The organism is Desulfospira joergensenii DSM 10085 (assembly GCF_000420085.1).
Lineage (GTDB): Bacteria > Desulfobacterota > Desulfobacteria > Desulfobacterales > Desulfobacteraceae > Desulfospira > Desulfospira joergensenii.
Genome location: NZ_ATUG01000003.1, coordinates 118457 through 131695 on the forward strand (window position 1 = coordinate 118457; position 13239 = coordinate 131695).

Annotated in this window: 10 protein-coding genes; 7 read left to right on the top strand and 3 right to left on the bottom strand. The window is 50.6% G+C overall.

The genetic code is table 11. The features are described from left to right. Positions 1–99 precede the first annotated feature (99 nt). Positions 100–3594 carry a transcription-repair coupling factor gene (gene mfd / locus F608_RS33295; protein ID WP_022668421.1) on the top strand — a complete coding sequence of 1165 codons (3495 nt, stop codon included), beginning with the start codon at positions 100–102 and terminating at the stop codon, positions 3592–3594. A gap of 47 nt (positions 3595–3641) precedes the next feature. Here mfd and F608_RS0124730 read toward each other — a convergent pair whose 3' ends face one another. Further along, the gene (locus tag F608_RS0124730) at positions 3642–4538 is read right to left on the bottom strand and encodes a radical SAM protein (protein WP_244154334.1); all 897 of its coding nucleotides are present in this window, start codon (positions 4536–4538) and stop codon (positions 3642–3644) included. Positions 4539–4750: 212 nt separating this feature from the next. On the opposite strand from F608_RS0124730, the gene F608_RS0124735 reads away from it, so the two are divergent. The 6 genes from F608_RS0124735 to F608_RS0124760 all read left to right on the top strand — a co-directional run bounded on the left by F608_RS0124735 (position 4751) and on the right by F608_RS0124760 (position 10010). After that, positions 4751–6406 carry an adenylate/guanylate cyclase domain-containing protein gene (locus tag F608_RS0124735; RefSeq protein WP_153307603.1) on the top strand — a complete coding sequence of 552 codons (1656 nt, stop codon included), beginning with the start codon at positions 4751–4753 and terminating at the stop codon, positions 6404–6406. Positions 6407–6501: 95 nt separating this feature from the next. Next, positions 6502–7218 carry an EI24 domain-containing protein gene (locus F608_RS0124740; protein ID WP_022668424.1) on the top strand — a complete coding sequence of 239 codons (717 nt, stop codon included), beginning with the start codon at positions 6502–6504 and terminating at the stop codon, positions 7216–7218. Between the two features lie 12 nt (positions 7219–7230). Further along, positions 7231–7623, top strand: coding sequence for a cereblon family protein (locus F608_RS0124745; RefSeq protein ID WP_022668425.1), 393 nt, complete (start codon positions 7231–7233; stop codon positions 7621–7623). A gap of 141 nt (positions 7624–7764) precedes the next feature. Next, positions 7765–8010 carry a hypothetical protein gene (locus tag F608_RS0124750; RefSeq protein WP_022668426.1) on the top strand — a complete coding sequence of 82 codons (246 nt, stop codon included), beginning with the start codon at positions 7765–7767 and terminating at the stop codon, positions 8008–8010. A gap of 247 nt (positions 8011–8257) precedes the next feature. Continuing rightward, entirely contained in the window at positions 8258–8968 is a 711-nt protein-coding gene (locus tag F608_RS0124755) for a CPBP family glutamic-type intramembrane protease (RefSeq protein ID WP_027363098.1), read from the top strand. Positions 8969–9002: 34 nt separating this feature from the next. Next, on the top strand, positions 9003–10010 hold the full coding sequence (locus tag F608_RS0124760; protein ID WP_022668428.1) for an NAD-dependent epimerase: 1008 nt from the start codon (positions 9003–9005) through the stop codon (positions 10008–10010). 385 nt (positions 10011–10395) lie between these two features. Here the strand turns inward: F608_RS0124760 and F608_RS0124765 are convergent, their stop codons facing one another. Further along, complete coding sequence (locus F608_RS0124765; protein WP_022668429.1) at positions 10396–11328, bottom strand: hypothetical protein; 933 nt, start codon at positions 11326–11328, stop codon at positions 10396–10398. Between the two features lie 386 nt (positions 11329–11714). Next, the gene (locus F608_RS35335) at positions 11715–12866 is read right to left on the bottom strand and encodes a hypothetical protein (RefSeq protein ID WP_022668430.1); all 1152 of its coding nucleotides are present in this window, start codon (positions 12864–12866) and stop codon (positions 11715–11717) included. Between the last annotated feature and the right edge of the window lie 373 nt (positions 12867–13239).

A 13239-nucleotide genomic window follows, 5' to 3' on the forward strand; every position in this document is an offset into this window, starting at 1 on the left:
GGCCTTGTTTGTTTAAGTCCGGTAAAATCAATATAAAATCAACGGGCCCGGGACAGCGTTTTTGACAACAGGCCTCTGATTCTGGACAGCCCCCTTGCCATGACCCAATCCATCATCCATGAAATCAATCAGCAGAAAAGCAGTGTGATTATTGCCGGGGAAGAGGGGGCCCACAAAGCCTATCTTACATCCCGGATCTTCAGATCGGCCGGTCAAAGCCTTGTGGTCGTCCTGGGGGATCAGAAAACGGCCCAGGCCTTCATGGAAGACCTGAAATTTTTCCTTCCCCAGGAGGAGGAGGCGGTTCTCTATTTTCCCGGATACCATATCCAGCCTTTCAAATCCCTCTCATATCACCGGGAAACCTCCACTTCCCGTCTGGCTGTGCTGTCCGAGCTCATGGAATCCGGTTCCTCACCCAGAATCGTTGTCACCCATATCGAGACCCTTCTTCAGCAGCTCATTCCCAAAACCGGGATCAATCATTTTTCAGAACTAGTCATGGTCAATGAGGAGACCGACCGGGATGATCTGGTGGCCAAACTGGAAGCCGGCGGATACATCCGGACCTCCCTGGTGGAGGATCCCGGAGATTACTCGGTCAGGGGAGGGATCCTGGACCTGTTTTCACCGGGACAGGCCTATCCGGTAAGGCTGGAGTTTTTCGGTGACCTTGTGGAATCCATCCGGCTGTTTTCTCCCTATACCCAAAGAACCACTCGGGACCTGTCTGAAATCGTTATTCTGCCGGCCACCGAGGCTGTGATTCACCGGCAGGATCATCCCCACATCCTTGCCCGGCTCCGCCGGGCCGGAGCTGCAGCCGGACTGGAGGCCCCCAGGGTCCGGGAATATGTGAATACCATCCGGGAAACCGGCCGGTTCCCCGGCATAGAGAGCATGCTTTCCATTGTATATGAAACCCTGGATACCTTTTTCGACTATATTCCGGACAAGGGGCTTGTGATCCTGGATTCCCCGGATGTGCTGGAGTCCAGGGCCCTTGATTTTGAAAACAAGGCCCTTCTCAACTACAGGACCGTGACATCGGAAAACCGTCTTTGTGTTGAACCCGAGACCATTTACCTTTCCTGGGACCAGGTCCGGCGGAAAATAGACTCCCTGAACCACCTGTCCTTTAAACCGCTTGAGCTGGAAGAGGATAAGGCAAAAACCAGGATATTTCATTTCAATTGCCAGGACAACCTGATCCTTTCCCAGCAGCTGCGGTCTCTTTCCGGTGAGGAACATCCCCTCCAGCCTCTGGTGGACTGGATACAAAAAAGATCCGACCTGGGGCAGAAGACCCTTTGCGTCCTCAGCCAGCCGGTCCAGGCCAAGCGCCTGCTCTCCCTTCTGGCCCCCTATGGAATTGAACCCGGGTTTGTGGATTCCTTTGACTCGGTCCGGGGCAAAAGGCCTGGAATCTATTATCTGATCGGCGATCTTGGCGCCGGGTTTATCCTGGAGCAGGAAGGTCTGGCCCTGATCACGGAAAATGAGATTTTCGGCAAAAAAAGAATCCGGCGCCACAAGAGTGCGGCCCGGGATCTGAAAACCGAATTCATTGCTCCGGAAGAATTGAAAGAGGGAGACATCGTCGTTCACATGGAGCATGGTCTCGGGCAGTACCGGGGACTTTGCCGCCTGAAGGTCGAGAACATTGCCCAGGATTTTATTCTCATCCTGTTCCGGGATGATGACAAATTATATCTGCCCGTGGACCGCATCGAAATGATCGGCAAATACGTGGGCATGGACGGCTACACCCCGGTCCTGGACAAGATCGGGTCTAAAACCTGGGTGAAATCCAAGGCCAAGGCCAAGGCAGAGGTGGAAAAAATGGCTGCCGACCTTCTGGACCTCTATGCCAAAAGAAGAGTCAAGAAAGGCTTTTCCTTTAGCCGGCCGGACCATGTTTACAATGATTTTGAAGCTTCTTTTCCCTATGAGGAAACCCGGGATCAGCTAAAGGCCATCGATGATGTGAGCCTGGACATGGAATCTCCCATTGCCATGGACCGGCTGGTCTGCGGGGATGTGGGATACGGCAAGACAGAGGTGGCCGTCAGGGCGGCCTTTAAGGCGGTAAACGACGGAAAACAGGCCGCTGTGGTTGTTCCCACCACCATATTGGCGGAACAGCATCTGGCCACCTTCAGGGAACGGTTCAGCAACTATCCGGTAAATGTGGAGTGCCTTTCCCGGTTCAGGTCCAGAAAGGAACAGACCCGGATCATCAAGCAGATGGAGTCGGGACTGACCGACATCGTCATCGGAACCCACAGGTTGCTGCAGAAGGATGTGGGATTCAAATCCCTGGGCCTTCTGGTCATCGACGAAGAGCAGCGGTTCGGGGTCAAGCACAAGGAGGCCCTCAAGAAAAAGAGAAGCACGGTGGATGTGCTGGCCCTGAGCGCCACCCCCATTCCCCGGACCCTTCACATGTCTTTGACCGGGATGCGGGATATCAGCGTGATCACCACCCCGCCGGCAGACCGCCAGCCCATTGTCTCCTATATTTCGAAATATGAAGAGGCCATTGTCAAGGATGCGGTGAAAAAGGAACTGGCCAGAAACGGCCAGGTTTTTTTCGTCCATAACAATATAAAAAGTATTTTTAAGATGGCTGCTGAGCTTGAAGCCCTGGTCCCGGAGGCCAAAATAGGAGTGGCCCACGGCAGGCTTTCGGAAGCCGACCTGGAAAAGGTCATGTTCCAGTTCGTCAATTTTGAGATCAACCTTCTGGTCTGCACCACCATCATTGAATCGGGTCTGGATATCCCTTCGGCCAACACCATGATCATCAACAAGGCTGAACGCTTCGGTCTCTCCCAGATCTATCAGCTCCGGGGCCGCATCGGCCGGGGAGATCACCAGGCCTACGCCTACCTGTTCATCTCAGACGAATCCCGCCTCACCAAGGACGCCAAAAAAAGACTGTCCGCACTCATGGAGTACAAGGACCTGGGCTCCGGGTTCCAGATCGCCATGAAGGATCTGCAGATCCGGGGAGCCGGAACAGCCCTGGGGGCTTCCCAGTCCGGACATATCGCGGCCGTGGGCTATGATATGTTTTTAAAGCTTTTGGACAACGCGGTCCATGAGCTCAAGGGAGAATCGAGGATCGAACCCCTGGAGCCCGAGATCAACGCATCCATATCTTCGGGATTTCCCGATACCTATATCGAATCCGTGGAGCAGCGTCTCACCCTTTACCGAAGGCTCTCCCGCCTCACCCGGGTGTCCGAGATCGCAGACATGAAAAAAGAACTGGCAGACCGGTATGGAAAGCTTCCCAAGGAAGCGGAAAACATGCTCCTCAAGATCATGCTCAGGGTCTTGTCCATCCAGGCCGGGATCCAACGCCTGGATATCACCCCCAACACCCTGATCCTCGTATTTTCCGAGGATCATATGAAGTTTTCCCTGGATCGGCTGGAAAAAATCCTGGTCAATCTGCCGCCCCACCGATTCCTGAAAAAGGAGAGCGTCCGGTTTCAGCTGGGCCGGAAAAGACTCAATATCTCTCCGGCCCTGGTGGAGACCCGGAATATTCTCAAAGCCCTTATCCAGGCCCAGACCCGGGGATAGAAGAAAAATCCATGGAAGATGGATTGGGGCAGGGGGCGGGTCCGCAATCAGGTGAGAAGGGTCAGCCCCAGTTCTTCTGCGATTTTCAGGGCCTGCCTGTACTCTTTTACGGTGAGGGATCTGGAAAGTTCCGGGATGTTCCGGGCCCGGTACATGGGCCGGTACTGGGACATGACATTGACCCGGGTCCGGGGGGAGATCTCATTGGCCAGAAAGTTCAGAATTCTATCGGTTCCGGCCAGATTTTCAGGCAGGACCAGGTGGCGGACCAGCAGGCCCGACCGGGCAATCCCCCCTCCATCCAGGATCAGGTCTCCGACCTGGTCGTGCATCTCTTTTAGGGCCTTTCTTGCTACTTGGGGATAATCCGGGGCATTGCATGCCTGTTTTGCGATGGTGCCGTCCCAGAATTTAAAATCCGGCATATAGATATCCACGATGCCGTCCAGTATTTTGAGAGCCTCCAGGCTCTCATACCCGGAGCTGTTATAGACCAGGGGAAGATCAAGCCCGTTTTCAGCGGCAATGTCCAGCCCTTCCAGGATAAAAGGCAGATAATGTCCCGGGCTGACCAGGTTGATATTATGGCATCCTGCTTTTTGAAGATAGAGCATGACCGAAGCCAGCTGGCCCGGTTCTGCCTCCTCTCCTCTCCCCTCTAGGCTGATGTCAAAGTTCTGGCAGAAAATGCACCCAAGGCTGCAATGGGTGAAAAAAACGGTTCCCGAGCCCCCTGAACCGGACAGGGGAGGTTCCTCTCCAAAATGGGGGGAAAAACTGGAAATCTCCAGATGGTTTGTGGCCCTGCAATATCCCCTTTGATCTCTGCTTCGAGTGATTCGGCAGGCCCTGGGGCAGAGACGGCAGCTTTCCATGAGGTCCCGGGCCTGGGCAATCTTTATTTTCAGCAGGCCCTGCTGTCTGGTTTGCAGATAGATCGGCATATCCATGGCTCTGAATTTTGTACGGTTTGGGTTTTATTTCCCAGATACTTGTTTATATTTTTATAAAATTTTATATAATAGCCGGAACCCAAGAAGGCATCACCCCTCGAACCCATTCCTGTTTCTCCTGGTGCGGTTATTTGAAGCTATCATTTTTTCTCCTCCATATCCATAGGTTCGGGTTTTATTTGGACTGTTTTTCAGGAAAAATCATGAACCGAAAACTGCCTGATATTCAAGAATTCCAAACCCTGATCTTTAAAAAAAAAGATATTCTCAGATTTTTATTGTCTTTTAGCAGAAGGCTTCTCAAGGCCAGGCAGGCAGGTCTTATGTTTGGTACGGATTATTCGGGAGAGAAGTTTCTGCCCCCCTACAAATGGGACAGGGGCGTGGTTCACAAACTGGACGGCAGGGGGGCGGCAGGCCTCCTGTTTCAATGGTTCGGCCCGGGCATCGTGAAAATAAAAAGGCTCTCTCCGGTCTATTTCTCCAGGACGGATCCCTTTGGGGATGTCAGGGAAAATGAGGGGGTGGTGGCCTATATCCTGAGGAAACACAAGGATTACTATGCAAAGGGAATTAAAGTCCTGATTATAAACGGGATCGGACTTGCACCCCGTACCAGTGGAGAGCCGGGCAGGGCAGGTAAGATCCCAAATGATCTGCCGGTGATCTCCTATGACGGAAAAGGCTTTGATATGCAGGCCGATATCCGGGTGGATCCGAATATCATCGGGTATTTCAGGCCGGATAATTTTGTATCCGCCTATGTCCCGGACTATGGGGCCATTATCTTCAATACCGTGGACCGGCAGCTTCTTAAGATGGATGATAAAGGCTTTGTCCATGGAGACCGGCTGAAAAAAAGAATGGATACCCTTGTTTCGGCCATTGAAACCGCCTCCCTGGCCTATCTGGGCAAAGCCAGGGGCAGGTCTGCCACCAAACTGATCTGGCGCAAGGAAAAGAGACTGCGGAAAACCTGGACCCGGCTCAAGGAAAAAGAGGCGGAACTGGACGAGCAAAAAAAACAGCTCATGGCCGTGGGCGCGGTAAAGGCAAGTCAGTTGAAAATGACCCCTGTCATGATAACCGACGGGGTTTATGCTTTTCTGGATATGGTTGGATCGGTCCGGGTCAGAAATTGCCTAAGCCCCAGGGAGTACTTTCTGATATTGAACCTCTGCCATGAAATCGCCGCTGAAACCGCGGCTGTCTTTTCCTGTCGTGTGGACAATTTCATCGGAGATTCCGTCTTCCTCCAGAATGTTTCCATATTTGACGATCCCGGCCTTGACCGGCGGCCCGGTCCTGCCGAGCGTGTCATGCTCCTGGTCTGCGCCCTGGCCTCCATTTTTAATGAGATCCACCGCATCCGGTTAGGCAGCCACCCCATGGACCGGGAAAAGAGAATCAGGACCCTCATGAGAACCCATTCCATGGATATCGGATTCAGGGCCGGCCTTGAATTCGGACCGGCCCTGGTCGGCCCCCTGGGATCCTCAAGAAGACGGATCGTCACGGCCATCGGCACAGCCGTGAATACGGCTTCCCGCCTGGAAAGCACGGGCGTATCCCACAAGATTCATACTTCCGAGGAAGTCCTGAACCTTCTTGAAGAGAATCTGGTCTCAAAGGACACGGCCATGATCTGGAAAATCGGAATCGCCAGGGGGATCTTTGACCGGAGGGACACGGAAAAATCCCTCTCTTTTTTCAAATTTTACAGGGAGTACTTTCACCTGGATCAGCAGGTGGTGGAGGAAAATACCAATGCATGCTACAAGGAATTTTCCCGGGAGCTGACCTATTTTATTCAATGCATCCCGGGTTCTGAAAGCACAAGGGTCTGTGCGGGGATTTGACCCCTGCATGATGGGCAAATCCCTTGAACTTGGAATCTAATTTTTCTATAGTGGACGAATACATGGAATGAATAGCAAGGACAATTTAAGGTCATATGGAATTTTTTTCGGGAATAAAATACAATTTAAAAGGTTTGGGCCTGGCCATGAAAACGCCTTCTCTTCTCATGCTGGGCCTGCTTCGTTTTCTGGTGATCCTGCTCCTGACCCTCTCCCTGGTCGGCCTGATCCTGCTCTGGCACGATCAGATTCTCTCCATGATATGGAAGGCGCCTGAATCAGGGTGGCTGGTCTATATCTGGAAGATTGCCTCATGGATTTTAACCCTGTTTCTGGCCGGGATTGCCATGGTCTTGTCCTATCTCATCGCCCAATTGTTTTTTGGGGTGTTTATCATGGATTACATGTCCCGGATCACCGAGAGAATGGTTCTGGGGCAGGAAAAAAATCCCGTACAGACTTCTCTGATTCAGTTCTTTCTCCATCTGGTCAGACAGGAGATCCCCAGGGCGGTGATCCCGGTCATCATCAGTCTTCTGATCATGATTTTCGGGTTGTTCACTCCTTTGAGTCCCGCAATTATACTGATATCGGCCCTGACCGCAGCCATGTTCATGGCCTGGGACAATACCGACCTGGTTCCTGCCAGACGGATGGTTCCCTTCCGAACAAGAGTGCAATACCTGAGACAGAATCTGATGTTTCACCTGGGGTTCGGGCTCTTATTTCTGGTCCCCTGGCTCAATATTCTGATTCTTTCCTTTGCCCCGGTGGGAGCGACCCTCTATGTCCTGGACAAAGAAAGCAGATAAACGGTTTTATCCATGCTCCTTGTTTGCCGCCAAGCCATCGATGAAGAGACCAGACAGGAATCTGAAACCGCCCCCGGGGAAGAAAAGGTGGTGGTCTGCCGTCTGTGCAGCAATGTCGTTACCCGGCCGGCCCATCAGACCACGGTGGATTCGGCTTTTTCCCATACCTTTGCCAATCCCCACGGTCATGTCTTTGAAATCGGATGTTTTACCCGGGCCGAGGGGTGCGTATCTGTTTCCAGACCCTCATCCGAATTTACATGGTTTCCCGGCTATTCCTGGGAAATTGGAGCCTGTTCCGTATGTGGCGCCCACATCGGATGGAAATTTTCGCGGATCAACCCGCCCCCTTCAAGCCCGGGTCTGTTTTACGGCCTCATCCTTGACAAACTGATATTTCCATAAAAAATATTTTGACAATTGTGGAATTTTTTATATAATATAGGGAAATATACTTCAGTGGTAAGCTCAGATCCTGAACTGCAAGATATGTAAACCATCCTTTCTCCATCTGCCCGGCCTAAACCAATCATTTGGGACGAAAATATGAAAGACGAAATTGAAAAAGGCAAGGAGGTAAAAATGACCCATGCAAAAAGTGTGTACATCAAACGCTCTCCGGTGGACCGAAGATCGCCGGTTGACAGGCGTATCCTGGACATGGGCCCGGGATATCCCGGAAATCAGAACCGACAGAATCGGAGGGACAGGCGAAGGGGCTGGGAGGACCGGTACGGCTGGGAAAGAATCAGCAAATGGTCCAGTTCCCCGATTTATTCAGACCTTCCATAGAACAGAGTATCCCTTCAGCCCAATGCCCGTTTCCCTGCATTCCTAAAAATATTATAGAAGACCCGATTCCACCTCATGCTGCCGGATATTCCGTCAAGGCAGCATGGGGCGCAGAAGCCCGTGGCAATCCCTTTGTTTTTTATTTCCAGAAGATGAGGGTCCCATTTGAAAAAAATAACTCCTTGAAATATCAGAGCCGATCCATTAGAACTTGATCATTTGCTGAACAATGTTGAAAAAGGCCCCCATGAGCAAGATGAACAAGACCCTGCACACCTGGTCCAACCGAGAGTTGATCATTCCCTATGCCGCCCCTTATTTTGCCTATGTGGGGATTGCCTCCCTTCTCCAGGACAAGATCAGTGTTGAATTGAACTACAGCCTCAAACTGGTCATTGTCACGGCCCTCCTGGTCTGGGCCTGGCGCTGGTACATTCCCCTTACCGGGCCTAGGAGCCGGAGGGCCTCCTGTCTTTGGGGAGTGGGTTTCGGTCTTGTCGGGCTGGTTCTGTGGTGCGGACTTTACAGACCCTTTGCAGGGGACGGCGGCGAGGCCTGGTCTTTTTCAGGGTTTATCCTGCGCATGGTAACGGCCAGCCTGGTAGTTCCTGTTTTTGAAGAGCTGATGATGAGGGGGTTTGTATTCAGACTAGCCCTGCAATGGGATGAGTTTCGCAGACAAAAGGCAAAGACCCCCCTTTTGGACGCACTTGAGGAAGCGAATATTAACGATGTCAGCCCCGGAGCCTGGAGCGTCCCGGCGGTTTTAATATCCACCGTTGTCTTCACTGTGGGGCATACGGTTCCGGAATGGCCTGCAGCGATTGTTTACGGTATTCTCATGTCGGTTTTATGGATAATGCGAAAGGATCTGCTTTCCTGCATAGTGGCCCACGGAGTCACCAACCTGGGGCTGGCCCTTTACGTTTATTTCACCGGCAGCTGGGCCCTGTGGTAGAAAAAGAATTATCGGCAAAACAAAAGGATGGAATATGAAGGTTCTTGTCACCGGCGCAGCCGGCTTTATCGGATACGGTCTGGGCAGACGTCTGCTGGACCAGGGCCACCAGGTCCTGGGAATTGATAATCTCAACGACTACTATGATGTGGAACTGAAAAAATCCCGCCTGGCTCTATTGAACGATCGGGACGGATTCCAATTCCAGCGTCTGGACCTGGCCGACAGAAAGGGTATGGAAGACCTTTTTGTATCCCATTCCTTTGACTGTGTCGTTAACCTGGCGGCCCAGGCCGGGGTCCGGTACAGCATCGAAAACCCGGCTTCCTACGTGGACGCCAACCTGGTGGGGTTCGGCAATATCCTTGAGGGATGCCGCCATTCCAAGGTCGGCCACCTGGTATATGCCTCCTCAAGCTCGGTATACGGCCTCAACACAAATATGCCTTTTTCCGTCCGCCACAACGTGGACCATCCCATCAGCCTCTATGCGGCGTCCAAAAAGGCCAATGAACTCATGGCCCATACCTATTCATACCTTTACAACCTTCCCTGCACCGGGCTTCGGTTTTTCACGGTGTACGGGCCCTGGGGCCGGCCGGACATGGCCCTGTTCCTCTTTACCAAAGCCATACTCAACAATGAGCCCATCAAGGTATTCAACAACGGTGACATGAAACGGGACTTCACCTATATCGACGATATCGTGGAAGGGGTGATCCGGGTCATGGAAAAAATTCCGGAGCCGGATCCGGACTGGTCCTCGGACAATCCCAACCCGTCATCCTCCCGGGTACCCTATAAGATCTACAATATCGGAAACAACCAGCCCGTGGCCCTGATGGAATTTGTCGAGGCCATTGAAACGGCATTGGGGCAAGAGGCTCTCAAGGAATATCTCCCCCTCCAGCCCGGGGATGTGCCTGCCACCTATGCCGACGTAAACGACCTGATCACAGACACCGGATTTAAACCCTCCACACCGGTCAAACAAGGGGTTCAGAGATTTGTGGATTGGTATAAGGGATATTATGAGGCTTGATTGGGATCTTGGGTCTGCTTGATTTTTGGTAGTATATACAGCCCTGACATGGAAGCGAGAACTGATATCAGCGAGAATAGGTGCTGCAATATGCTTACCCATTTTAGGCATTTTGAAATCAGGTTAATCTCCAAAACTCTTGATTTGCCCAGAGTCAACAATATCCGGTAATAATTTGACTCTTCCGGATCCGCGGGCGGAGAGAAAATAAATTCTTAAATGGTCCCCGACGGAACGTAATTTTATATACTATAGAAGAACACTCGGAAAAATATTGGTTAATGAAACAAGAAACAATTTGAGTTTTAACATAGTTTAAGCTATGTGCGCGGTCGTTTATGCTCACCAGCATTGATTTGTTAAATTTTTTCAAAAGCGGGGGTTACTAATAATTAGTCTGTAAGTTTGCTCCAATATCGTGAGAACCACTCTTGAACGCTGTCACATAGTTAGCAGTGCATTGGAACGTAAGTGCACTTACGTTCGTCGCAAAAAATAATTTCATTAGGTTCCGCCAATCATTTTGGGTTATGGGATAATTTTTCGCGATTCGTGCGACCTGCCTAGTGTTGTGGGCAGCTACTTTTGCCTCGGTGTCCTTACTTGCGTTAGCCCCAAAATTCCCTGTATAAACATTCCCAGCCTCGAACAAGATGCCGCTCAGGATTTCTACGTGACGAGAGTGAACTGCGGAAGACTCAAGGTATTTTTTAGAAGCGAATTTTACACGAATCTGGACCGGCATATTGGCCTCTCTTTCTGGTAGCACCGTGTAAACCTTCACCTTCTCTGGCACCGCAATCTGCCCGTATTCTTTTTTTAAATTGGAACCAATGGTCACCCCCGCATTAATAACGACGTTTCCGCTATTACTCAAGAGAGAAAAAATCTCCTGCTGATAGGCTACACACCCTGCATCCGTGCATCCCAAGGCTGTTTTCACTGGTATGCTATACAATCCTTTAACTACCAATTCAGACAAGTTCGCAATCGTTTTTCTTTGATATGGAGAGTATGTCAAGTTGCATCCATTCCCAACCTCACCAAGTCTCACCTTCAACATTTTCAATATCTCTATCGGCGCTTTTTCTTTCTTCCAGAGAGATTTCAGCCAAGCGTCTGTTTTTTTCAACCCTTTAATCCCTCCCACGCCCCCAATAATACGACTCTTAACATGGGATAAGTATTTTTCTTCTTCTGTGAAGGCCTTTTTCAGTGTATTAAAGTAGTCATGGATATTCCGCCAGTCTTTCGTCAATGGGACCGCAGTATTCCGATCCTTGTAGACTCTTAACCCCATTAATGTTTCAGTAGTCATAGCACCCCTTTGATTATAAATAATTGTGCAGGTTAGTATATGATGTAATTTTGAATGATATCCAACCCAATAAGTTGAAATTCCAAATTCAGTAGGAATGTTTCAGGCGAGTATAAAGGTATTTCAAAAAATCTACTTAGAGAAATAAGCATAGGCAAATTTGAAAGTGAATATTCAACTTAATTGGAGATTAAACATCTTTTGCCGACAATTGCAACAATCAATTTTATGCCTTGTGAAATTACCTTATCAGGATAATGAAAGGGAAAGAGTTTACATTATTAAACTGACAATATACCAGAGGATCTGCCGTGCACCGGGTTGAACAGATCCCAGCCCTGATTCTTCCAATCAGGGCTGGGATCGAATGAAAATCTATGTCCCCTTCAGACGGTGAGATCCAGCTGCTGGACGGTTTTAACCTGTCCCTCTTCGGTCAGGGCGACTCCGGTGCTTGTGATCTGCCCCAGGGAAGTGCCGTTTGAACTTTTGAGCTGGAATTCGGAACTCACCGATCCCAGGTGAATGGCTCCGATGCCGGTCTCGGAAAGCTTCTTCAATACATTTTCCCCGGAGTCTTCCTGGATCCAGACCATCAGATCCTCGTATACGGCATCGTTTTCATCGATCCAGTGATTATTGTCCTTATCGTAAAAGGAAAGCTCCTGAAATCCGTTACCCGTGGAAGGTCCGAAAAGCTCTTTGCCGTTGTTGATCTTGCCGTCCCGGTTCAGGTCCAGGGCCAGGAAACCGCTGCCCTGTTTGAGCCGGGCAATCTGTTCCTCCTGGCCGTCTCCATCCAGATCAAAGGCCATTTTTTCATCGCTCAGTTCGGCCGAGGTGCCTGAATAATTGATCACCAGGGGATCCACAATGCGGAAAGTTTCAGTGATTGCGCTGGTGGTTTCCCGCTCCATAAGGACATCCAGGGAAAAATCGATCTTTCGACCGTCAGCGGTTTGAATGATCCCGGAGGCCTGGACCTGGGTTTTTTCTTTCTCGTGCAGGGTAAATCGGTTGATCCGGTTATCAGAGGCAGACATCTGTTCCGGCCTCAGGGCTGCCGCCTTGGCCCTGAGTTCAGAGGCCATGGATGTATAGATGGAGAACCTTTTATCCGTGATGTGCCCGGACGGAGTCTGGAGAAGGGACGGCTCAAGTATCTGGGTTGACATCCGGGTCTGCCGGGTCACGTCCCGGCTCTCAAATGCGTTGACCAGCCAGTCAATGGCATTTGCAGCCCACTCAAAAACCGATGCCGCGTAAAGATTTTTTTCCAGGTCGTCGTCCCCTGAGGCCTCCTCTGACTCCCTGGTGGTCCGGGCGGATGCGGTCCGGGCCTCGTCCCCGATGTCAACGGTATCCTGGCCGCCGGTATAAAAATAGGCGGAGGACTGGGTCTGCCGGTTTTCCTTACCGGTGTGCCGGTCCTTATGGACGACCTGGCCGTTTTGGTCCAGGGAATAAAGTGTGTTTTCCGATGAATGACTTAGCTGGGATGAGCTGGCATAGTTTATTGCCGATGACAGGATCTTCATTTGGGTTCACCTCCTTGTGAAATATCTGAAGCCTGGAGTTTGGATTTCCTCCACTGGTGAATAATGAATCGGCTGGATTCAAGAAAACCTTTAAACACATTGCGATATAAAATTTATTATTGTGTTATTGAAGGAAAAACTAAATTATGGAATGGAACTCTTTGGAATAAAAGGGATTTTAAAAAGTCTATTTTTTTGAGAAACCGATTGTTTGTACTCAAAATTCGCCGGTGGAAAGCCAGAGAATCAGGCCGGGCCAGGGATTCAATGGGCTGAATAGATTTTTTACAGGGAGTTCAAAATTTTAAGAACGACCGGTCCGGGATATGGAAAAAACAGGGGGGATTTCTATTTTCCATACCCCGGTCTGGTC

Excerpts from the sequence above, each read along its gene's own strand:
- F608_RS0124765 (WP_022668429.1), bottom strand. The coding sequence starts at position 11,328 with ATGACTACTGAAACATTAATGGGGTTAAGAGTCTACAAGGATCGGAAT.
- F608_RS0124760 (WP_022668428.1), top strand. The coding sequence starts at position 9,003 with ATGAAGGTTCTTGTCACCGGCGCAGCCGGCTTTATCGGATACGGTCTG.
- F608_RS0124730 (WP_244154334.1), bottom strand. The coding sequence starts at position 4,538 with ATGCCGATCTATCTGCAAACCAGACAGCAGGGCCTGCTGAAAATAAAG.
- mfd (WP_022668421.1), top strand. The coding sequence starts at position 100 with ATGACCCAATCCATCATCCATGAAATCAATCAGCAGAAAAGCAGTGTG.
- F608_RS0124755 (WP_027363098.1), top strand. The coding sequence starts at position 8,258 with ATGAGCAAGATGAACAAGACCCTGCACACCTGGTCCAACCGAGAGTTG.
- F608_RS0124745 (WP_022668425.1), top strand. The coding sequence starts at position 7,231 with ATGCTCCTTGTTTGCCGCCAAGCCATCGATGAAGAGACCAGACAGGAA.
- F608_RS0124735 (WP_153307603.1), top strand. The coding sequence starts at position 4,751 with ATGAACCGAAAACTGCCTGATATTCAAGAATTCCAAACCCTGATCTTT.
- F608_RS0124740 (WP_022668424.1), top strand. The coding sequence starts at position 6,502 with ATGGAATTTTTTTCGGGAATAAAATACAATTTAAAAGGTTTGGGCCTG.
- F608_RS35335 (WP_022668430.1), bottom strand. The coding sequence starts at position 12,866 with ATGAAGATCCTGTCATCGGCAATAAACTATGCCAGCTCATCCCAGCTA.
- F608_RS0124750 (WP_022668426.1), top strand. The coding sequence starts at position 7,765 with ATGAAAGACGAAATTGAAAAAGGCAAGGAGGTAAAAATGACCCATGCA.